The sequence below is a fragment of the Halopseudomonas pelagia genome (assembly GCF_009497895.1).
In the GTDB taxonomy this organism is placed as follows: Bacteria; Pseudomonadota; Gammaproteobacteria; order Pseudomonadales; family Pseudomonadaceae; genus Halopseudomonas; species Halopseudomonas pelagia_A.
The window spans coordinates 3,901,961-3,923,547 of record NZ_CP033116.1; the positions used below are offsets into that span (position 1 = coordinate 3,901,961).

The 21,587-nt window shown below is 53.3% G+C and carries 16 protein-coding genes; 4 read left to right on the top strand and 12 right to left on the bottom strand.

Features of this window, described 5'->3' with window-relative positions; genetic code table 11:
- Positions 1-111 precede the first annotated feature (111 nt).
- Positions 112-1,080 carry a polyprenyl synthetase family protein gene (locus tag EAO82_RS17925; protein ID WP_096345156.1) on the top strand — a complete coding sequence of 323 codons (969 nt, stop codon included), beginning with the start codon at positions 112-114 and terminating at the stop codon, positions 1,078-1,080.
- A 103-nt stretch (positions 1,081-1,183) separates the two neighbouring features.
- Here EAO82_RS17925 and EAO82_RS17930 read toward each other — a convergent pair whose 3' ends face one another.
- Positions 1,184-1,798: an FKBP-type peptidyl-prolyl cis-trans isomerase gene (locus EAO82_RS17930; RefSeq protein WP_096345157.1), complete on the bottom strand. Its 615-nt coding sequence runs from the start codon at positions 1,796-1,798 to the stop codon at positions 1,184-1,186.
- A gap of 122 nt (positions 1,799-1,920) precedes the next feature.
- On the opposite strand from EAO82_RS17930, the gene EAO82_RS17935 reads away from it, so the two are divergent.
- Together EAO82_RS17935 and trmA are read left to right on the top strand one after the other, a co-directional pair.
- The gene (locus EAO82_RS17935; RefSeq protein ID WP_096345158.1) at positions 1,921-3,213 is read left to right on the top strand and encodes an NCS2 family permease; all 1,293 of its coding nucleotides are present in this window, start codon (positions 1,921-1,923) and stop codon (positions 3,211-3,213) included.
- A complete protein-coding gene (trmA, locus tag EAO82_RS17940; RefSeq protein ID WP_096345159.1) occupies positions 3,213-4,301 on the top strand; it encodes a tRNA (uridine(54)-C5)-methyltransferase TrmA in 1,089 nt (362 codons plus the stop codon). Before EAO82_RS17935 ends, trmA begins: the two co-directional genes overlap by 1 nt.
- Positions 4,302-4,346: 45 nt before the next feature.
- Here trmA and EAO82_RS17945 read toward each other — a convergent pair whose 3' ends face one another.
- The 8 genes from EAO82_RS17945 to EAO82_RS17980 all read right to left on the bottom strand — a co-directional run bounded on the left by EAO82_RS17945 (position 4,347) and on the right by EAO82_RS17980 (position 15,134).
- Positions 4,347-5,390, bottom strand: coding sequence for a sensor domain-containing diguanylate cyclase (locus tag EAO82_RS17945; protein ID WP_096345275.1), 1,044 nt, complete (start codon positions 5,388-5,390; stop codon positions 4,347-4,349).
- Between the two features lie 48 nt (positions 5,391-5,438).
- A complete protein-coding gene (locus tag EAO82_RS17950; RefSeq protein WP_096345160.1) occupies positions 5,439-8,129 on the bottom strand; it encodes an EAL domain-containing protein in 2,691 nt (896 codons plus the stop codon).
- Positions 8,130-8,327: 198 nt separating this feature from the next.
- Positions 8,328-8,753 (bottom strand): type IV pilin protein, encoded by a 426-nt coding sequence (locus EAO82_RS17955; RefSeq protein WP_321540953.1) that lies wholly within the window; start codon positions 8,751-8,753, stop codon positions 8,328-8,330.
- A gap of 1 nt (position 8,754) precedes the next feature.
- Entirely contained in the window at positions 8,755-12,477 is a 3,723-nt protein-coding gene (locus EAO82_RS17960; protein WP_096345161.1) for a pilus assembly protein, read from the bottom strand.
- A 23-nt stretch (positions 12,478-12,500) separates the two neighbouring features.
- Positions 12,501-13,067, bottom strand: coding sequence for a PilX N-terminal domain-containing pilus assembly protein (locus EAO82_RS17965; RefSeq protein WP_096345162.1), 567 nt, complete (start codon positions 13,065-13,067; stop codon positions 12,501-12,503).
- Positions 13,064-14,173, bottom strand: a complete 1,110-nt coding sequence (locus tag EAO82_RS17970; RefSeq protein WP_096345163.1) for a hypothetical protein — start codon at positions 14,171-14,173, stop codon at positions 13,064-13,066. The genes EAO82_RS17965 and EAO82_RS17970 overlap by 4 nt, the downstream gene beginning before the upstream one ends.
- Positions 14,170-14,616, bottom strand: a complete 447-nt coding sequence (gene pilV, locus EAO82_RS17975; RefSeq protein WP_218838557.1) for a type IV pilus modification protein PilV — start codon at positions 14,614-14,616, stop codon at positions 14,170-14,172. Before pilV ends, EAO82_RS17970 begins: the two co-directional genes overlap by 4 nt.
- Positions 14,613-15,134 (bottom strand): GspH/FimT family pseudopilin, encoded by a 522-nt coding sequence (locus EAO82_RS17980; protein ID WP_174959175.1) that lies wholly within the window; start codon positions 15,132-15,134, stop codon positions 14,613-14,615. Before EAO82_RS17980 ends, pilV begins: the two co-directional genes overlap by 4 nt.
- Before the next feature lie 157 nt (positions 15,135-15,291).
- Between EAO82_RS17980 and EAO82_RS17985 the strand changes: the two genes are divergently transcribed.
- A complete protein-coding gene (locus tag EAO82_RS17985) occupies positions 15,292-15,810 on the top strand; it encodes a GspH/FimT family pseudopilin (protein ID WP_096345278.1) in 519 nt (172 codons plus the stop codon).
- Between the two features lie 20 nt (positions 15,811-15,830).
- Here EAO82_RS17985 and EAO82_RS17990 read toward each other — a convergent pair whose 3' ends face one another.
- The 3 genes from EAO82_RS17990 to secA all read right to left on the bottom strand — a co-directional run bounded on the left by EAO82_RS17990 (position 15,831) and on the right by secA (position 21,480).
- Positions 15,831-17,066, bottom strand: a complete 1,236-nt coding sequence (locus EAO82_RS17990) for an HD-GYP domain-containing protein (protein WP_096345165.1) — start codon at positions 17,064-17,066, stop codon at positions 15,831-15,833.
- A 291-nt stretch (positions 17,067-17,357) separates the two neighbouring features.
- Positions 17,358-18,575 (bottom strand): bifunctional glutamate N-acetyltransferase/amino-acid acetyltransferase ArgJ, encoded by a 1,218-nt coding sequence (gene argJ, locus EAO82_RS17995; protein ID WP_096345166.1) that lies wholly within the window; start codon positions 18,573-18,575, stop codon positions 17,358-17,360.
- A gap of 163 nt (positions 18,576-18,738) precedes the next feature.
- A complete protein-coding gene (gene secA, locus EAO82_RS18000) occupies positions 18,739-21,480 on the bottom strand; it encodes a preprotein translocase subunit SecA (RefSeq protein WP_096345167.1) in 2,742 nt (913 codons plus the stop codon).
- Positions 21,481-21,587: the final 107 nt, after the last annotated feature.

The following is a 21,587-nucleotide window of genomic DNA, read 5'->3' on the forward strand; positions in this document are numbered from 1 at the left end:
CACGAAAGGCGTGCTGCAGCGCGCTCCAAGCCGGTGAAAACAGCCCGTTTTCTTGACAGCCAAGGGCCTGCCACATAGCATGCCGCGCAACCTTTGAGGAATTTGCAGTTAATGTCCAGCCTGCCCTTTTATGACGCGGTCACCCAGGACTTCGATGACGTGAATGCGCTCATCATGCGCCAGCTTCATTCCCGGGTACCCCTGGTCGAAAAGATCGGCCACTACATTATAAGCGCCGGCGGCAAACGCCTGCGCCCGCTTGTGGTGTTGCTCAGCGCCCGCGCCTGCGGCCTGGAAGACGCAAGTCAGCACAGCCTGGCAGCGATTATCGAATTCCTGCATACCGCCACCCTACTGCACGATGACGTGGTGGACATTTCCGACCAGCGCCGTGGCCGCAGTACTGCCAACTCACTTTGGGGTAATGCGCCCAGCGTACTGGTTGGCGACTTCCTTTATTCCCGCGCTTTCGAAATGATGGTTGAGCTCGGCGACATGCAGATCATGCGCGTGCTCGCCAATGCCACCAACGTCATCGCCGAAGGCGAAGTACTGCAGCTATCCAAGGTGCGCGACGCCAGCACGGATGAAGCTACTTATATGGAAGTGATCCGCAGCAAAACGGCGATGCTGTTTGAAGCCTCGACCCACAGTGCCGGACTGCTGGCTGGCGCCGAAGCTGCGCAAACAGAAGCCCTGCGTGGTTACGGCAACGCGCTGGGCATCGCCTTTCAACTGGTCGATGACGTATTGGATTACAACGGCGATGCGCAGGCGATGGGCAAGAATGTGGGTGACGATCTGGCCGAAGGCAAACCCACCCTACCGCTGATCTACACCATGCGCGAAGGTACGGCCGAACAGGCAGCCCTGGTGCGCAAGGCTATTCAAAAGGGTGGGATTGACAATATAGAGGCCATTCAACTGGCTGTGCGTGATTGCGGTGGCCTGGAATATACGTCTCGGCTAGCGCGGGAGCAGTCGGAAGAAGCAATACGGCTATTGCAAAGCCTGCCGCCGTCGGTTTACCGGGACTCGCTGGAACAGCTCGCGCGTTTTGCGGTAGAACGGGCCTACTGAGTTCCTGCTTTTCACCGCAACCTTTCGCGGCCCGGCGGCCGTTCCCACCCTCTCAAATACCACACACTACAGGTGGGAGCGGCGGCCCCGCCGCGAACCAGGGTTAAAGCACCTTCAACAACTCGATATCAAACACCAAGGTGCTGTGCGGCGGAATGCTGCCCGCAGCGCGAGCGCCATACGCCAGGTCGGACGGAATATACAAACGCCATTTCGCGCCTTCCTGCATGAGCTGCAGCGCTTCGGTCCAGCCGGCAATCACGCCACCGACGGGGAATTCGGCTGGCTGACCACGCTTGTAGGAGCTATCGAACACTTCACCGGTGATCAGCGTACCTTCGTAGTGAGTCTGCACGGTAGAACTGGCCTGCGGCGTAGCACCAGTGCCTTCATTGACCACTTCATACTGCAGACCCGAGTCCAGAGTGATCACGCCTTCACGCTCGGCGTTCTTGATCAAAAACTCAACACCGGCCTGGCCCGCTTCACGGGCCGTAGCTTCAGCCGCCGCCTGCATCTTCGCCTGCAAGCCGGCAAAGGCCTGCTGCAGCGCGGCTTCATCCACCTGGCTGGGCTGCTGGGTAAAGGCATCACGCAGGCCAGCGACCACCAGATCAATACTCAGATCCGGTATATTGCTGCTGCCGAGCTGGTCGCCCATCTGCCGGCCTATGCCGTAACTCACACGCTGTTCGTCAGTATCGAAGGTGTTGCTCATGGCGGTGCTCCGCTAGAAAAAATGGCCGTCAAGCCTGACATAAAGTCAGGAAGAATTCACCAACGCCAGCGACTCCGTTACAATGCCCGGCTTTTCAGGCCTACCAATCAGAGACCCCCCTCATGCTGGAAAAGCTTTTCCAACTATCAGCCCACGGCACCAACGTGCGCACCGAAATCATCGCTGGCCTGACCACCTTCCTGACCATGGCCTACATCATTTTCGTCAATCCGATGATGATGGCTGACGCGGGTATTGATCCAGGCGCGGCGTTTGTAGCCACCTGTCTTGCTGCTGCCATCGGTTCGTTGATCATGGGCTTGTGGGCCAACTACCCGATCGCTCTGGCGCCAGGCATGGGGCTGAATGCGTTTTTCAGCTATACCGTTGTCGGCTCAATGGGCTATAGCTGGGAAGTGGCGCTGGGCGCGGTATTTATTTCCGGTTTCATGTTCTTTCTGCTGAGCATTTTCAAGATCCGCGAATGGATCATTAACAGCATCCCCATGGCGCTGCGTTCAGCGATTGCCGCCGGTATCGGCCTGTTTCTAGCACTGATTGCGCTGAAGAACGCCGGCCTGGTGGTTGACCACCCCGCGACCCTGGTGGCGCTGGGCGACCTTACCCAGCCCGCCCCCCTGCTCGCCGCGCTTGGTTTTGCCATCATCGTCGCCCTCGCCTACCGGCAGGTGACCGGCGCGGTCATGATCGGCATTCTGGTCATTACCGGCATCAGCTTGATTACCGGATTGAGCCAGGCCAGCGGCATCATGTCCGCGCCACCCAGCCTGGCCCCTACCTACATGCAGCTGGACATTCGCGGTGCGCTTGAGATCGGCATGCTCAGCGTGATTTTTGCTTTCCTGTTTGTCGACCTGTTCGATACCTCCGGTACCTTGATCGGCGTAGCCCAACGGGCCAATCTGGTAGACGAGGACGGTAAAATGCCGCGCCTGGGTCGTGCGTTGATGGCTGACAGTACCGCTACCATGGCTGGCGCCGCGCTAGGCACCTCAACCACCACCAGTTATATCGAATCGGCTGCAGGTACAGCAGCAGGTGGCCGCACTGGCCTGACGGCCTGCGTAGTAGCGCTGCTGTTTCTGCTGGCGTTGTTTTTCTCACCACTGGCGGGAGCAGTACCCGCTTTCGCCACCGCGCCAGCTCTGCTATTCGTCGCCGTGCTGATGACGGGTGGCCTCATTCAAGTAAATTGGGATGATCTGACCGAAGCCGCGCCAGTAGTTATCACCGCGATCATGATGCCGCTGACCTTCTCTATCGCCAACGGTATCGCCCTGGGTTTTATCGCCTGGACGGTGATCAAGGTGTTCGCCGGGCGTTGGCAGGATCTGAATCCTAGCCTGTATATACTGGCGGGCCTGTTCGTCATCAAACTTGCGTTGTTCAACTAATGGGCCTGTCATTCAACCCCGCCGATTACGATCAGGAGCTCGCCGCCAAACGCCAGCGCCTAATTGACCTGCTTGCGCCTTTCCACGCGCCTGAGCCGCAAGTGTTCTCCTCGCCCAAAGAGCATTTTCGCTTACGCGCCGAGTTCCGCCTGTGGTATCAGGATGGCCAGGCACACTATGCGATGTTCGAGCCCGGCGAGAAATACAAAGCGGTATTGATCGAACAACTGCCGATCGCCAGCCGCCGCATCAATGAGTTAATGGGACCGCTGCTGGAAGCCTGCAAAGCGGAGCCGCTGCTAGGCCGCAAGCTGTTTCAGATTGAATTTCTGACCACCTTATCCGGCGAAGCGCTGGTAACCCTATGTTACCACCGCCCGATAGACGAGCAATGGGACGCCGCTGCGCAGGCGCTCGCCGAGCAGTTGGGCATCATGCTGATCGGTCGCAGCCGCGGGCGTAAGCGGGTACTTCAGCGCGATCATGTGGTTGAAGAGCTGCAGGTCGCGGACCGCACCTGGCGCTATCAGCAAGTGGAGGGTGGCTTTACCCAGCCCAATGGTCACGTCAATCAGCATATGCTTGGCTGGGCGCTGGACGCCGCTGGCGAGAACAGCGATGATCTGTTGGAACTCTATTGCGGCAATGGCAATTTCACCCTGCCGCTGTCCACCCGCTTTCGCAAGGTGATGGCGACCGAGCTGTCCAAGAGCTCAGTCAGATCGGCTGTCGCTAACCTGGAAATGAATCAGGTGGAGAACGTGACGCTGATCAGGCTGGCCAGTGAGGAAGTCACCCAAGCCCTGAAAGGCGTACGCGAGTTCAGGCGCCTGCAGGGCATTGACCTGAGCAGCTACGACTTCGGCACCGTGTTTGTCGACCCACCACGTGCAGGGCTGGATCCGGCTACGCTGGAGCTGGTCAGGGGCTACCGGCGTATTCTCTATATTTCCTGCAACCCGGAAACCTTGGCCAACAACCTTGCAGTCCTGAACAGTACGCACCGGGTGACGCGGTGCGCGTTGTTTGATCAGTTTCCCTACACACATCATATGGAGTCAGGGGTTTTGCTGGAGCGGCGCGGCTAGCAGATAAGGCCACTCCCGATGCTACAGCGCATCCGCTCTTTCACCTTAACTGTGACCCTCTGCACTCGGTTTGCTTTTGCGTTCACGCTTCTGCTGGTACATGGCAGTATCGGAGAGTTGTAGCACCTCTTCGGGGTCAAACTGACCCGGTTCTGTGGTAATCACGCCTACACTTGCACCGGCATATTCAATTGTTTCGCCACAGACCTCGTAGCTGCCTCGGGTTACTGATTCCAATTCGTCTCTCAATGCGATACAGGCTTGCTGGTGGTCGTCACCTGAGGACAGGCGAAACAGAACGAATTCATCGCCACCATAGCGTGCGACAGTGTCGGCTTCGGGGCGTTGCTCAACCAGCACACGGGCAATGTGGATCAGGAAGCGGTCACCGGCATCATGTCCGTACCGGTCATTTATCTCCTTGAAACCATCCAGATCGATAAAAGCAACATGCAACCTTTTTCCGGCATTGTGAGCGTGTTGCAGTTGCTCACTCAGCGATCTCATCAAGGCACGACGATTGGGAATACCCGTGAGAGGATCCGTGAGGGCGTGCCGAGTCAGAATCTGGTTTTCATTGATCAAAATATCGAGCAACTTCTCGCTCTCGATATAACGGGCAATAAGAGAGGAAAAGAGGCTCAGGTAGTGTAGAGACTTTTCAGATACGCTTAGTGGCTGCTCGCTGGCTGCACACAGCGTTCCATACAAGGTGTTGTTGATAAGCCTGATCGGCTCGCTCAGATATGTGCAAATACCAAGCTCTCTCGCCGCATTAGAGTCGCCCCATACTCCAGGCACATCGCTGGTGTAATGTCGCTCCTCGATAATGGCGCGCCGACAGAGAGTATCGCCCCACGGCACCGTTAGCCCTTCGGGGATGTTGAGTCGGCGGGTGTTTTTGGCGTATACCACTGTCTGGATGCCTTTTACCTCATCAATCACCGTGAAGTAAGTAGATTCCAGCCCGGTCATCTCCTCAAGCAGATCCAGCAATGGGCGAACCACCTCTGCCAAACGGCTTGGGAAGGCCGTACTTTCGGCAAGACGGAGAAGAATCGAGGCTGGAATTTTTTGTGTTGTTTTCATTCTGACTTTCTCGGCCAGGTGGTTGTTCTCAAGTGGTTCCATTTTCGGTTAATGACCAATCCCCGGTGACTTACGCATATGCTCTCCCCAAGCCTCAGTAAAAGCACTAGCCGGTAAAGGCCGCCCATGCAGATAACCTTGAGCCTGGTGGCAGCCCATGCTGGCTAATAGCTCTGCCTGGCCCTGTGTTTCAACACCTTCTGCAATAGTACCCATGCCGAGGGCAACCGCCATCGCGATAATAGTCTGAACAATCACCTGATCATGATGACTGGTTAAAATGTCTCTCACGAAAGAGATATCGATTTTCAACGTATCTGCTGAAAAGCGCCGCAAGTATGAAAGAGACGAATAGCCTGTTCCAAAATCATCAATCGAAAGGGAGAAACCGCTGTTGTGCAATGTTTGGGTTATGCCTATAGCCTGCTCCGGATCACGCATGAAGTCGCTTTCAGTCAGTTCCAGGCCAATTGCCGAAGGCGGAACCGTAGCTAAAAGGCTGGTGATATGACTCGCCAAATCAGGATCAGCAAACTGCTGCGCTGAAATATTAATGGAAAGACGCCCCGGCAGAGTGAATCCAATTTGCCGCCAGGCCAGCAACTGTCTGGCAACCTCGCTCAACACCCATGTACCCAAACGGCGAATCAAACCACGTCTCTCGGCCAGAGGAATGAATTCCGCCGGGCTCACCCAGCCCCACTCATCATCATGCCAGCGGCACAGCGCTTCGGCGCCAATCAGACGACCGCTAGGCAGGTCAACTTGGGGCTGGTAATACAACAGGAGCTCGCCTCGGTCCAAAGCCTTGGTAAGGCGCTCGGCCATCTGCTGATCACGCATCAAAGCTTGCGTCATTGCCGGGTCGTAAAGGGAGATGGCTTCCTCTTTCTGCTTTGCATGGTAAAGCGCGATACTGGCAGCCTGAAACAGCTCACCAGGCGTTACCGCATCTTGGGGATAGATAGCTGATCCAACGCTTACCTCTAGTGAAAATGAACGATGATCAACTTTTACAGGCTTATTGATAAGCTCGCGCAGCTTTTGGATCAGCGTGCCCAGCTCGCTCGTTTGCATGCCGGGAATGAGCACCGCGAACTCATCACCGGATAGCCGCGCCATTACTTCCTGTGGGTTCGCAGCTCGCCGCAAACGCCCCGCAACCGCGCTGAGCAACTGGTCGCCGATCGAGTGGCCATGAGTATCATTAATCTCCTTGAAGCGCCTTATATCCAACAACAGCAATACAAGTGTGTGCTGATCTCGTTCCGCATCGCGGCGCAGCCGAGTCAGGTTCTCCATGAAGTTAGCGCGATTGGGCAAACCTGTGGTGCTGTCGATATAGGCTAGTTGATGCATGCGTTGGTGGTCGCGACGCCGCTCCAGCTCGGCGGCGGCCCCTGTCGAGAGAATGCGCAGTACAGAGGTTCCAAAGGTGCTCGCGGGCAACCCGCCATAATACATGACCATGATCACGCCAATGGGCTCGCCAAGCGCATTGTCAAGCCGGCGCCCAATCCACGAACCCGCTTCCTGGGTAAGACCCGGTATCATCACCGACGCATCCTGATTCACGGTGCACTCCTGCTCATCAATAATAATCTCGCAGAAAGTACCGGCCGGATCGAAACTGACGTCAACAAGGGGCTGTCCCTGGGAAATCAGGCTCACCGTGCGGATCATTTGGACTGTTGGTTCCTGCAACAGGTCATGTTCTGTCGATAGCGTATCCAGCTGCGCAATAAAGCCCGCGTCCGCTCCCAGAATCTTTGTGAGACTACTCAATAGCTGATTAAAATAATCATCGCCAAGACGGCTGGTAACGGTAGAGGCAATCTGAATCACCGCATCCTGAACACGCTGAGCCTCATACTGCTCGGTGATATCGGTAATAAAGCCCTCAAGGTAAAGGACCTCATCCTTATCATCGAATACAACCTGACCATTCTCCTGAACCCACCGCATTCCGCCACCAAGCGGTAAAAGGCGGTATATCAGTGAAAAGGATGCCTTGCTTTCAACAGCCGCCTGAATCCCATCGAACACACGCTGGCGATCATCAGAGTGAATAAGGTCAATAAACGTCTGCGAGGAGTTATTACGCAGCTGATCTGCTCGGTAACCAGTAAGAGCGGTGACGCCGTCACTTACGATCAGCATGGTCCAAGCAGCATCGTTAAGGCAGCGGTAAGCCATGCCGGGCAGATGATTGAGCAATGTTTGAAGCCGGCGCTCGCTCTCCTTTGCCGCTAGCTCCGCCTGAAGCCGTCCAATTTCAGCACCCACCTGGAGTGCGGCAATACGAAGAACCTCCTCTTCAAAACGCGCAAACTGCATCGGGGTGTTTTTCATTACCGCCAAAAGGCCTTGCGACGCGCCAGTAGCATCTTGGAGCGGCAACCCCAAGTAGCTCTGCGCGCCCAATTCATTCAGCAGTGCATCCTGCGGGAACAGAGTTTGTAAATCAGAGGGGTATATACACGTCTGTTGCCCAATAACCGTTTCGCAAGGTGTGCCTGCCAACGGGTAACTTATATTGTCAGCGAGGGCGCCGGCGGACCACACAGCCAGGGTCTGCACCTCATCTGACGAAACAATACGCGCCAGCACAACGTGGTCAACCTCTAGAATAGCCGCCAGACGCTGAACAAACCGGCCATAAAAATCAACTCCCCCACTGTGCGCGAGGCTTTCGGCTAGCTGATGAAAAGCGGATTCAGCTTTGTTGTCGCTGGGCATATCCTCACTCCCGGCTGTTTTCTTATATCAATATGCAGCCCTAACCTGGAGTCGTCCATCTGTTTTGGTAGCATGAGCAGCGTAACGTCACTCCCTGTTGTTTCAGGGAGTGACGTTACGCAAAAGCAATTAGCACATGCCGCTTTATCTGTTTGTAGTAAACAGGCTGCGATCTCACATCTCCTCCAGCCAAGTGAGTTACCAACAGGATTCCGCAGAAGCGCTCTTTGCTCCGGTGTGCGTTAACCCCAAATCACCACACTCATCGCCGGCTTGCGCGGAACCGGCAACCACCTCTGCCGTTAGCGAGTAGGTATTTTGGGCCAAATCACCTAGGGCAAAGGTGTAACGGCTTTCCATATTGGATTCAGTGGTGCAGTCCAAGGTTGGATCAGCATCTACATACGTAAGGTTGGTGCTGTAATAACGCTCCATAAACTGCGCATGTTCCGCCAGACAGGCTTTGGCACTGTCACGATATGTCCGCATCACGTACTGCTGGTAAGCAGGAAAGGCGATGGACGCAAGTATGCCTATCACTACCACCACAATCATCACCTCAATCAAGGTAAAGCCTGATTGGGCATTGCGGCGGGTGCTGCTTAACTTCATCATAAGCTTCATGTCAGTTTCCAATATTGATCAGCTCGCGCCAAGACGTCCTGGTGGAACCCTGATCGCCTCCCGGATTGGGCTCAGATATGGGCGGCTCCCCGCCATAAGGACTAATGATATCTAAACCACCCATTGACGAAGGATTGCTAATACCTCCATCAAAGACTCTACCTGATACGACCGTCATCACGCCGTCGATATCGATCATATCTAAGACACTGAAGGCACGATCCCGATTCAAGTCAAAAAAAGTGTCGGATAATCTAGCACCAGTGAAAGGCTCAATAGCCATGAGCACACCACGGCCAGTGGGCGCGCAAGGATCGCTAGCGTCGGGAATACGGGAGTTGCCAAGCAAGGCACCGCCTCGGAACTCGTTAGGAGTTACCATCCTCTCACCGATCGCCGTCCTGGAACCGTTCTGCGCAACCTGATACAAGTCAATAAACCACCCACGCTTTCCACTGAGTTCCTCACGAGTTCCTTCTTCGATGACCCGTGCTGTTTCATCGGTGGAAAACGGGACCTCCAATAATATCCGACGCTCGAGCAGATCGCTGGCATCATCGCCCCTTCTGACCGTCGCTGTGGTAGTAAGACCATTGTCGTTAATGCCATACCAGGTTTGCACCTGACGATCTGCAAGATCGGCATTATTGAGATACTGCCCCGTACCAAAAAATAGCCAGACTTCATTGCTAAAGGGAGACCGACCGGCCAACGGTGCAGAGGTTATCGGCTGAGGGTCATTATTAGGATCAAGCGCGCGGAAAAGCTTTACTACGGTTGGGTTACTCCTATCCAGCCGAGTAACCTTCCAGAGATTGCCTTGAAGGTCGCCCGCATAAATGGTGTCCGTAATACCGTCGCCACTACTGTCCCAAGCCCTGACTGCAGATAGCCCATTATTAACCTCAGTAGACATATTAGTGGTCTTAACATCACCACTGAACAGATTGAGACTAATCAACGATGCCCTTCCTGAGTCGCTGTTGGGCCCATTACCCAACAATAATGACCAGTCACCATTGCCTGTCTGAGCGATCACAGGCCTACCGAGATTATTCCCTAACTGTGGAATATCTACAGAGTTCTTCTCCCATAGAAAAGTGACCTCGGACGGATTAGTCACATCCAGTGCAAAAATAGCGTTACGGGTGCCCGTCCTAGCTTTGTTAACGCCCCCAGCTCCGAGGGTACCCACGAGAACAGTGCGCCAACTCTGACTTTCACCATCATATGCATCGGTCACAGCAATTTCACCATCGACAAAATAACGGTGGTCATATGCAGGACTCGCTAACTCACCCATGCCATTTTCAATGACCGTACGAGGAACATAAGCAAAAGTCTCGACCCCACTCGCATCTTGTCCAATAGTGGCATTAAATCCATGCAGCATTCCGTCATTGCTTCCTACGTAGACGGTGGGAGCTCTGTTCAAACTACTAGCCCAACTAGCATAACTGTCGGAGCCATTAAATGATCGGGTGCCAAAACGCCCAGGGACAGGATTACCCACGAATATTGGTTGAGAATTGACCATATCTCCCAAAGCACTTTGACGCACTCTCAAGCCAGTAGCATTGTTTTCTGCCGCTCGGTCACCCCGCAGGTAGTTAACAATCTGTGCAACGCTGACGCTGGCACTGGTACCGCTATCGACCTTCAAAGCGTTGGTCAACGTTGTGTTGTTGATGCCGCCAGTATCGGTACTAAAATTGACGTAAGAGCTCCCATCCCATGTTTTGATATTACGATTGGCAGGAGTTGGGAGTCTGGAAGATGCAGACCAGACGGGGCTCGCACTCACCTCACCGGTATCTGGGTCTAGCGTAAATGCGTTCAACTCCCCCGACCATGCGGCACTATTGAACACCGTCTGGTAAGCAGCAGATCCTGCTTCAAGCTTTCTGGAGTTGAGCGCTACTGATGAGCTACTGCCTGCTTGTTGTGACCGAATATCGGTAAAAGCTTGGGTAAGCCCATCAACCATATCCTGAGCATTTGCAACGACGTAAAAATTATCAGGCCGCTTATATCCTGAAGAATTAAGTGTTTCCCCGTTGGTGTACCACATGTTTTCCTCAATAGGATCGCTATCGGGGTTGAACTCTTCAGGAACCTTCAGTCCACCGTATTTGGCAGCAAGCCAGTATTGATTCGATGTTCTTGCTTTTAGATCTCCTCCCTCAAGAATATCGATCCAATAGGTGGCAGCCGTTTGTTTACCTTCCATATCAGGCCGCATATCTTTTGTATTTGCATCAAATGCCAAGCCGGCGATCAATGCTGAGCGGCCGCCAGTAATATTCAGCCCACCTTCCAGACTGCTAATTCTTGAAACCCGTGTTGCGACATCAACCGTATCATCTGCCTTTGGAACGCGAGTATCAGGATGAGTGTTAGTATCACCAATACCCAAGAAAAAGTTCTTCTGGCATGCGAACTGAATAGGATCATCTGCTTCACTTGAGGACCAGTTTATAATTGGCAAACCACCGACCAGCTGATTCAAAGCAGTACCGCTTTGCGAGATATTTATATATTCAGATCGATTGGGCAGACCACGCATGTAACGATAAGCAGTGTAAAAAAGCTCACTTACGTTATCATATCGCTTGAATAATGTACCAGGCACGATCAGGCCGCTGTTATTGATATAGCTAATCACGCCACTATGGTTGATTGGTGTTAGCCCCGGATACCTTGAAGTAGTAGCGCTTGCATCTAGCGGGTCTGGATTCTGTACAAAAACACCGGTATCTGCGCTCCACTCTGCATTAGAATTATTAACAGCAAGATTTTGATCGCTAATCTTTTCAGGTCCCACGTACTTCATACGGGCGTGCATGATCCCACCGTCACGATTAGGATTAGGCGACGAATTATCGTTTAAATATCCAAATGCACTATATCGTACGTTATCCGCATTATCTTGTATTAATCCTTCAGGTTTATAATTATTCCCGTACTTTTTACAGTTAGCCTCTAACATACCTGCAACACAAACCTTAACTCTAACGGACACCTCATAAACCACGTTCGGCAAAAAGTTCGTTCCGTTATGATGTATCGCAGGATTGTAAGCTACACGATTAGCGCTATTAAGATCAGCGCTACCAGTAAAACGCATGACGTTACCCATGCGGGTATTGGCAACGCCAATGCGAGTATTAACTGCAGACCACGCTGACCCCGGAATTGGGGTCGAGGCCACAAGACCAGAGTTAATGTTCGCGTCTGGATAATTACTACTACTATTACCTTGACCAGTCTGGACTCCCTTTTCAAGCCACGTTTCGGTCGTCGTATCTAAGCGCCTGTACCCCCCCGTCAAAATATGGCGAAAAATATCAATTGATTGCATGGTAGCCCAATTTAGATATTTACCACTCCATTCATCTGTTTGACTACAGTTTGAGGCGACGCGCGAGGGGTAAAAATGTCTATTAGCCTCCGTATCACTATATCTGTATTTGTAGCATTTGCCGCTATCGAAATAGCCTACGTACTCACCAGCACTAGCATAGGCACCTTTATACGCCCGAGTTACCATAGTAGGAAACTCGAATGACCCAATAATCGACATATTGGCTGCAACGGGCTGCGCCACTAACAGCGGTTGCTGCTCTATATCTACGCTGGCGTAGGCCGAACTGCTTGCCAATAGGAACGATGCCAAAAAGGAGCCACTGCTTGAAAGCAAGCGCTTGGGCATTAAGAGGGTCATGTCAACTACTCCTTTTAGAACCGTCACAGGGTTTGGTTCACGGTAATCTGCAGCGCTACGACCGAACGCCCATTCTCAGACGGCACGCCGCTGCGAGCCGTGATTCTAAACTGCGTCATCTGGCTACCACCACCGCCTGGTGCTCCATACATAGAATCATTGGCACTATCGCTACCGACGAAGTCAAATGCATCTATACTCCCCATTTTTTCGATATAGTACTGGGGGGTGGAGTCCAGTAGCGTGTCGTTGACCAAATAAGAGCTATCTACGTCGAACCAACCACTGGAGTCGGAGAAGCTAAATGTATTAGCTGGCATAGAGGGACAGAACCTGTTGGCCGGGGGGATAAAAGTGCAATCAACACCCAGCGTCTGATTTGCTTCCAACTCAGCTTCTGCCATCCTCAAAGCCGACTCTGCAGCCTGATATGCAATCGAACGGTCAAACATGTTCGAACTCATTTTCTCATTTAATGTGGTACCACGAATCGAAGCTAATCCGATCAACGTGGATATAAGTAGCATGATCAATGCCACTAACAAAGCAGCACCTTTTTGATGTCTATCACAACCATTTGATTTATTCATAGCGACCGATTCCTGATTGCGACAATGCTGGTAAAACCTCGACCTATCCTTCCCTGCTCTACGCCGGTAGAGGTGGATATATTCTGGTCTTGGCTGAGTAGATCGAGCGTTATCTCAACAGCATTGACTTCCGCCCATTGACTGCCAACTGCATCGGCGTCGACAAACTCTGCACCCCCGCGCAGCCTATAACGTAACCGCATATCCGTAACGCCCGCAGCTATTTCGATTGGGATAAGTTCCGCGTTACCGCTAGCATTGACCCCAAGCTTGGCCATATACAATGAGCGCCCCCCTTCATCCGGACGATTGTTGTCGCCGATATACCATGCGGTGCTGTTGAGTTTAGCAATTACTGTATTGGGGCCGTAATCTGCACGAGTACCGTTAGTAGTGCATAGGGTCTGACCCTCACCTGGGTACCCAAGTCCTTTGGTACAGTTGCCAGGTTGCTGATTATTACCAGTGTTAACTACGAGCCTATTTGCGTTATTACCGGAACCATTGCTCGCCTGAAAAATAGTTCCCTGCTTCTGATTACAAGCGAGCAAAATTTCTCCATCATTAAAGCTGGGGGGACTGCCATCTGCAGTAGCAACAGTGAAGTTAGCGCTATTATTATCTGTGTCATATGTTTCCATATAAGTACCGTTAGCATCACCAGATAGAATCACCAGAGATTCAGTACCAGGAATCTGATTATTCAAGCCCTCAAGCTCTTCATCCGCTTCAAAGCCAATAAAAGCGTTGTCAAAATCGTACTGCCATGGCACATCAGCATTAGGACCAGCTTGCGAGCCATTAAGAATGTTGACTATCCGGAAGGGCTGGATGCCAGCTACAGTAGGACCAAATTGATTACCACAGGGCACGTTACCTGCTTGGCGGATGTCCCGAGCGAGCAACTCATAACCCACCCGTGCGCTGTCCTGTAACTGGGAAAGTCCGCGAGTAGTACGAAACCCCTGAATATTCGACAGCATAATACCGGTGACGGCGCCAATAATGACCAGACCCAACACCATGGCGATCATCAGTTCGATCAAGGCTATACCTCGACTGTAAATCACCATTTTAGTTAAACGGCGGGCTGCTTTACGGTTCATAGATGCACCTCGGTCACGATTTGCTGAGCGGCATTACCATCGATCCCGCGGCTGTCGTCCCATTGCACGGTGACCGTGCAACGGGTGGTGTTGCAGCTGACAGCACCTACCGCATCGGAGCCCAAATTGGCCCTGAGTTGCTGTCTCCAACTGGTCAAAGCGTTAGCCGGAAAGGTATTTCCGCTAGGATCTGCGTCCAAAGCAATATTGAAACCATTCGCTTTGGCCGAATCTGGGTCAGCCCGAATGGCTTCGATAATGGAATAAGATTGAACAATGCCTACTGACCGCTCCATCGCGCTCTGGTTATTTCGCAAAGACGTCAATTGCAGGCCAGCCAAACCGAGCAAACCTACCGATAGAACCAATACCGTGATTAGTACCTCTATCAAAGTGATGCCACGTTGCTGATTGCAACTCACCGGACGTTGAATGCGCATCATGAGCAGTTACCTGAATCTCTGGTGACGGATATACGGCTGGCAGCACCGAAAGTAATGTTGCGAATAGGGTCTTGGCCTGATGTGGCACACACTTCAATTTCTTCTTCCCCGGCGATAATAGTTGTGCCGTTACGCGCCAGCCCATCGGCGCCAAAACGCACTAGATCATTGGTCAGGCTTGAGGTGACTCGCACGCTGTTGCCGTAGGTGTTTATTTCACCTTCACGCAGAATTTGATCATCTACGGTATCCATGATGACCCAGTTGACCCACGGGCTGCCCGATGCACATTCATCATCGCCGGCATCGGCCACTCGGCAGAGTACTACCGTGCGATTACGCTTGATCGACTCCGACCGAGCGAAACTGATGGCATCTACGAGTTCAGTGGCCTGGCTGTTAAGGCGATTACTTATGATCAGGTTTCGGAACGACGGTACAGCTATACTTACAAGAATGGCCGCCACCGCAATGGTCACCATCAACTCAATCAGAGTGAAACCCTTCACACTTTTCATCAAAACCACCCTCCTATCAGTGCCTGCACTATAAAAAGCGACTCCGTCCACGTCTTCCTGCGCGCGATAACCGGTACTATCTTTAGGACGACAGGTGCTTCGCTGTCCGGGCATACAAGGAGTAGCCCAGCTTTTATTACATCAGGGAGGATGAGATATGGTAGCGCGCGGTTTTACCTTGATAGAGCTTTTGGTTGCCCTTGTGGTGCTTGGCATATTGATCAGCATCGGCATGCCAGCCTTCGGCAAGATGATTGATCAACAGCGTATGGACTCGGGCTTGAGCGCGCTTACCGGCAGCTTGAACATGGCCAAGCAGGAGGCGGTACGACGTAATCGTCCCGTGACGCTGACCGCCATTGAAGGAGATTGGAACAATGGCTGGAGGATGTTTCTGGATAACAACAGTAATGGGCAGTTGGATGAGAATGAAAAGCTGCTGCGTGAGATTGCTGCAGATGCGGTGTTACGTATTGACGCCAACACGCCGGTATCGCGTTATGTACGCTTTAACGGGCGCGGTGAAAGCCAACTGCTCAATGGTGGCTTCCAGGCCGGGACTTTCCGCTTTTGCCCCAAGGTTGCTGGCGAACATGGCCGAAGGGTCACGATCAATCAGGTAGGGCGTTGGCGGGTGGAAAGTGGACCCATCAAGTCAGGCTACTGCGGTTTTTAGGGAGAGAATCAACTCACGTCTCAGCCGAGATTGATATTTTCCAAGGTAAAGTTTTCCAGATCAACCCCGTAGGATCCGTCCACCAACACTTTGCTTACTCGCAATGCCTGCGGCCCCGCTGGCTCGTGGCGTAGATCTACAATCAGTTGCTCCATCGGTTGCTTGTGACGGTCGCGCACAAGGGCAACTTTAGGAGCGAGACGATGATCTGGCTCTGCCGATAGAATCACCCCTACTTCGCCTGTGTTCATTTGCACCAGCGTGCCTGGCGGATAGATTCCCATGCATTCGATGAATTTGACCACTAACGCCTCATCAAACTGCACGCCACGGCTATCATAGAGAATCTTCAAAGCTTTCGCCGACGGATTGCTCGGGCTATAGCATCGCTTGCTGGTGATGGCATCATACGCATCGACGATGGTGATAACTCGCGTGTAAAAATCCAAGGCATGCCCGGGCAAGCCGCGTGGATAGCCTTTTCCATCCAGCCGCTCATGATGGCTATAGGCAACGTTCTTGACTTCTTCGGGCAAGTCCTTGTCTTTGCTCAACTCTTGATAACCAAACAGCGCATGCTCTTTTACAATCTCGAATTCTTCTGCGGTGAGCCTGTCAGGTTTATTCAAGATATCGGGATCAATATCCATCTTGCCAACGTCGTGCAGCATCCCGGAGAGCCCCAGCAACTCCAGATGCTTGAGCCCAAGACCCAGATGCCGGCCCAATGTCATCGCCTGGATACCCACATTGACACAATGCTCTGCGGTGTACTGATCCGCGTGCTTGATACGCGTTAGCCACATCAGCGCAGAAGGGTTACGTATCACCGAGTCAAGACAGTCACGCACCGCCTCGACCATCTCTGCAGTGGAGAAACTGTCGCCACGCGATACCGCGTCGAGAATGTTTTTTATCTCGTAAAAAGCCTTCCCGTAATGCCCTGCGGCAGCGCCAAGCTCAAGCTGCACATCATTCGCTACGGGATAGGTGAATTGGGCCTTTCCAGGCTGTAACGGCGCATTCGACAGGTCGCTCACATCGACGTGCGTTTTCAGCACATCGATAAAAACATAATTGCAAAGACTGCGCAGGGTCAGAAGCTCTTTCTCCTCATTAATGAGGAAGCCCTGGAAAAGAAAAGGCGTTTCCAGCCATGGACGGTCCAACAAGCAGACATACATGCCCAGTCTCAACTGGGAAACAGGGACCTGAATCTGGTGCAGGGTTTTGGTAGTACCTATACGTCGCTTCATTCTTGAACACTAGATCCTATACAAACCCACTGGGCACTCAGACCTATCATCTCTGAGGTCTCAATATGGTATCGCTATGGACAATATAGAGGCGTCAAAGTTTCGGCATGCAGTATAGTCTAACAATGTAACAATAAAAGCACATAGCCACTATTGACGAAAGGTAGGCTAAATGTGCCTTAGCGATGAATGGCCAGAACCGATTGGACTCCCGCTTTCGCAGGAGTGAGGAGGGAGATCAATTGCGCAGGCAGGTCAAGTCATTCACTTCAACTCAACAGGCCTAGTTGCTCAAGTCCTGTATTCCGCATTGATCCTTACATACTCATGGGACAGATCTGTGGTCCACAGGGTTTCCTGAAAATCCCCGCGCGCAAGGTCAATACGAATGGTGATTTCTTCCTGCGCCATGATACGCGCGCCCTGCTCTTCGACGTATTCTTCGGCACGGCCGCCGTTACGAGTAATACAGACGTCATCCAGATAGACGTCTATGCGCTCCACATCCAGATCCGGCACGCCGGCGCGCCCTACGGCGGCGAGTATCCGACCCCAGTTGGGATCTGAGGCAAAGAGCGCGGTCTTGATCAACGGGGAGTGTGCTACGGCATAACCCACGTCCAGGCACTCATCACGATTGCCTCCGCCATTGACCTGGATGGTGACAAACTTGGTTGCGCCTTCGCCATCGCGCACGATGGCTTGAGCCAGTTCGAGCATGATGGATTTGATTGCGGTGGCGAGCTGCTGGTAGTCCGGGCTAACTGTAGTGCTGATTTCAGTCATCGCAGCCTGACCAGTCGCGACCAGCATGCAGCAGTCGTTGGTAGAGGTGTCGCCGTCGATGGTGATCCGATTGAAAGACAAATCTGCGGCTTCCCGCAACAGTGCCTGCAATACCGGCTGCGCCACCTTGGCGTCAGTGGCTATATAGCCGAGCATGGTCGCCATATTGGGTTTGATCATGCCGGCGCCTTTGGATATGCCGGTAATGGTGACCGTCTGGCCGTCCAGATTGATCTGTCTGCTGGCACCTTTGGGTAGGGTGTCGGTGGTCATGATGCCTTCCGCAGCCTGTGCCCAGTGGTTGGCATCCAGATTGTCCAAGGCGGCGGGCAGCGCAGCTATCACCTTGGTCGCAGGCAGTAACTCACCGATCACACCGGTACTGAACGGCAGCACCTGTTGAGCCTGCACTTGCGTCAGTTGGGCCAGCGCTTCGCAGGTTTGCAGCGCGGCCTGCATACCGGGTTTGCCAGTACCGGCGTTGGCATTGCCGGTATTGACCAGCAAGTAACGTGGCGCGTGCTGAATATGTTCACGGCACAGGGTAACGGGTGCGGCGCAGAAAGCGTTTAGCGTAAATACTCCGGCGATGCTCGCGCCTTCAGCCACTTCCATCACCACAATGTCCTTGCGGCCAGCTCGCTTTATACCAGCAGAAGCAATGCCCAGACGAAAGCCGGGAACGGGGTGCAATACAGGCAAGGGGCCAAGACCGACGGGCATGGGGAATCTCCGCTAGAAGGAAAAAGTCAGGCGATTGTAGCAGCAGTTTATAGCGCGCGCAGAGTCAAGCAGGTCATTGTATCGGTAGCGTGACCCGGTTCGATTAAGCGTAGGAGTTGACTGGTTGAGAAGGCCGAGGCGAACCCTCGGCCTTCCCGGCAGCTCAGTCGAGCTTACCGTGGCATTGCTTGTATTTCTTGCCGGACCCGCAAGGACAAGGGTCATTACGACCGACCTTGGGACCTTCGCGAGTGACCGGTGCAGCGGGCGCGGTGGCGGACTGCTCTTCCGGTTCTTCCGACTCGTCAGCGCCGACCGCCGCTACTTCATCATGCTTGAACTGCATACGCTGAGCCATTTCCTGTGCCTGGCGCCGCATGCGCGCTTCTTCTTCCGCTGGGTCTTCGCGACGCACCTGCACGTGGCTGAGAATACGGATGGTGTCACGCTTGACCGATTCGAGCATTTCCTCGAACAGGTTGAAGGCTTCACGCTTGTATTCCTGCTTTGGATTCTTCTGTGCGTAACCACGCAGATGGATGCCCTGGCGCAGGTGGTCCATGGTCGCCAAATGCTCTTTCCATAGATCGTCGAGCACCCGCAACAACATTTGCTTTTCGAATGTGCGCAGAGCATCGGAACCGGTCAACTCTTCCTTCTCGGCGTAGGCCTTGAGCAACTCCTCGAGAATACGCGCACGCAAACCTTCTTCATGCAGGGTGTCGTCAGCATCCAGCCACTCCTGCACCGGCGCCCTGAGCCCCAACTCAGCATTCAGGTGCTGCTCCAGACCGGGGATGTCCCACTGTTCAGGGAGGCTCTGCGGCGGAATGTACTGGCTGATAGCGTCAGCTACTACGTCTTCACGGATCGCCTGGATCGTCTCGGCCACATTCTCTGCAGCCAGTACCGAATTGCGCTGGCCGTAAATCACCTTACGTTGCTCGTTGGCAACGTCATCGTATTCCAGCAACTGCTTACGAATGTCGAAGTTGCGGCCTTCAACCTTGCGCTGGGCTTTTTCAATAGCGTTAGTAACCATGCGGTGCTCGATGGCTTCGCCCTTCTCCATTCCCAGCGCCTTCATAAAGTTCTTCACCCGATCAGAGGCAAAGATCCGCATGAGGTTATCTTCCAGCGACAGGTAGAAGCGGCTGGAGCCCGGGTCGCCCTGACGTCCTGCACGACCGCGCAGCTGGTTGTCGATACGGCGTGATTCATGGCGCTCGCAGGCAATAATATGCAAACCGCCGGCTTCCAGAACCTGCTGGTGACGCTGCTGCCATTCGGCTTTAACCAGCGCAACCTGATCCTCAGTGGGGTTCTCGAGGCTGGCAACCTCTGCCTCCCAGCTACCGCCGAGGATGATGTCGGTACCACGACCTGCCATGTTGGTGGCGATGGTCACTGCTCCCGGTCGACCAGCCTGGGCTATGATCTCGGCTTCTTTTTCGTGGTGCTTGGCGTTCAGAACCTTGTGCGGAATCTTCTCGGCATCCAGCAGCCGCGAGACCGCCTCGGAGGATTCAATAGAAGCAGTACCCACCAGGATAGGCCGGCCTTCGCCCATGCTGTGCTTGATGTCAGCGGTAATAGCGGCAAACTTTTCTTCAATGGTCAGATAGACCAGGTCGTTATAGTCCTTACGTGCCATCGGCTTGTTAGTGGGAATAACCACCACATCCAGGCCATAAATCTGGCGGAACTCGAACGCCTCGGTATCGGCCGTACCGGTCATGCCGGACAACTTGTTATACAGACGGAAGTAATTTTGGAACGTAGTGGAAGCCAGCGTCTGGCTCTCGGCCTGGATCTTCAGACCCTCTTTCGCCTCAATGGCCTGGTGCAGGCCCTCGGAAAGACGACGACCCGGCATGGTACGGCCGGTGTGCTCATCAACCAGAATCACCTGGTTGTTCTGCACGATATATTCGACGTTGCGATGGAAAAGGACGTGTGCACGCAGACCTGAATGCACATGATGCAGCAGGTTCAGGTTCTGTGCCGCGTATAGGCTGTCGCCCTCCGGCAACAGGCCTTCCTTGCTGAGCAAGCCTTCGACGAACTGGTGACCGGACTCGTTCAGTTCAACCTGACGGGTCTTCTCGTCAATGTAGTAATGCCCTTCCACCTCTTCCTGCCCCTCTTCAGGCAAGTAGCCACGCTTGAGCTGCGGAATCAACTTGTTGATCGCCTCATAGAGCTGCGAGCTGTCGTTGGATGGTCCAGAGATGATCAGTGGCGTACGGGCTTCGTCGATCAGAATAGAATCGACCTCGTCAATAATGGCGAAGTTCAGTTCACGCTGAAACTTGTCTTCGATACTGAAGGCCATGTTGTCGCGTAGATAGTCAAAGCCAAACTCGTTATTGGTACCGTAGGTGATATCGCACCGGTAAGCGTCACGTTTGGCCTGTGAATCCTGAAATGGCACTACTACACCAACAGTCATGCCGAGGAACTCATACAGCGGACGCATCCAGCCAGCATCACGACGGGCAAGATAATCGTTGACCGTGATCACGTGCACGCCTTTGCCAGACAGCGCATTCAGGTATGCAGACAAGGTCGCTACCAACGTCTTGCCTTCACCGGTTTTCATTTCAGCGATATGGCCTTCGTGCAGGGTCATGCCGCCAATCATCTGCGAGTCAAAGTGGCGCATGCCCATCACCCGCTTACTGGCTTCACGCACTAGCGCAAAGGCTTCGGGAAGAATTGCATCGAGGCTTTCGCCTTCGGCAACCCGGTCTTTGAATTCGGCTGTTTTGGCCTTGAGCTGCTCGTCGCTGAGCGCGTTCAGTTTCTCTTCGTGGGAGTTGATCGTTCCAACGATCCGGCCCATGCGCTTCAACTCACGCTCGTTCTTGCTACCAAACAGTTTCTTCAATAAAGGCGCAAACATAGTCGACTTTGATATCCGTTTGAGGGTTGACAGGTCTGGCCGTGGTCAACGGGCCATTACCGCAAAACAAGCATTCTACTCTGAATCAGCCGAGACAATAAACCGTG

Bases quoted from the DNA above. Each gene is read 5' to 3' on its own strand.
- EAO82_RS17930 (WP_096345157.1), bottom strand. From the start codon at position 1,798: ATGAGCAACACCTTCGATACTGACGAACAGCGTGTGAGTTACGGCATA.
- pilV (WP_218838557.1), bottom strand. From the start codon at position 14,616: ATGATGCGCATTCAACGTCCGGTGAGTTGCAATCAGCAACGTGGCATC.
- EAO82_RS17990 (WP_096345165.1), bottom strand. From the start codon at position 17,066: ATGAAGCGACGTATAGGTACTACCAAAACCCTGCACCAGATTCAGGTC.
- EAO82_RS17950 (WP_096345160.1), bottom strand. From the start codon at position 8,129: ATGCCCAGCGACAACAAAGCTGAATCCGCTTTTCATCAGCTAGCCGAA.
- EAO82_RS17970 (WP_096345163.1), bottom strand. From the start codon at position 14,173: ATGAACCGTAAAGCAGCCCGCCGTTTAACTAAAATGGTGATTTACAGT.
- EAO82_RS17965 (WP_096345162.1), bottom strand. From the start codon at position 13,067: ATGAATAAATCAAATGGTTGTGATAGACATCAAAAAGGTGCTGCTTTG.
- EAO82_RS17925 (WP_096345156.1), top strand. From the start codon at position 112: ATGTCCAGCCTGCCCTTTTATGACGCGGTCACCCAGGACTTCGATGAC.
- trmA (WP_096345159.1), top strand. From the start codon at position 3,213: ATGGGCCTGTCATTCAACCCCGCCGATTACGATCAGGAGCTCGCCGCC.
- secA (WP_096345167.1), bottom strand. From the start codon at position 21,480: ATGTTTGCGCCTTTATTGAAGAAACTGTTTGGTAGCAAGAACGAGCGT.
- EAO82_RS17960 (WP_096345161.1), bottom strand. From the start codon at position 12,477: ATGACCCTCTTAATGCCCAAGCGCTTGCTTTCAAGCAGTGGCTCCTTT.
- EAO82_RS17980 (WP_174959175.1), bottom strand. From the start codon at position 15,134: ATGAAAAGTGTGAAGGGTTTCACTCTGATTGAGTTGATGGTGACCATT.
- EAO82_RS17985 (WP_096345278.1), top strand. From the start codon at position 15,292: ATGGTAGCGCGCGGTTTTACCTTGATAGAGCTTTTGGTTGCCCTTGTG.
- EAO82_RS17955 (WP_321540953.1), bottom strand. From the start codon at position 8,753: ATGAAGCTTATGATGAAGTTAAGCAGCACCCGCCGCAATGCCCAATCA.
- EAO82_RS17945 (WP_096345275.1), bottom strand. From the start codon at position 5,390: ATGAAAACAACACAAAAAATTCCAGCCTCGATTCTTCTCCGTCTTGCC.
- EAO82_RS17935 (WP_096345158.1), top strand. From the start codon at position 1,921: ATGCTGGAAAAGCTTTTCCAACTATCAGCCCACGGCACCAACGTGCGC.
- argJ (WP_096345166.1), bottom strand. From the start codon at position 18,575: ATGCCCGTCGGTCTTGGCCCCTTGCCTGTATTGCACCCCGTTCCCGGC.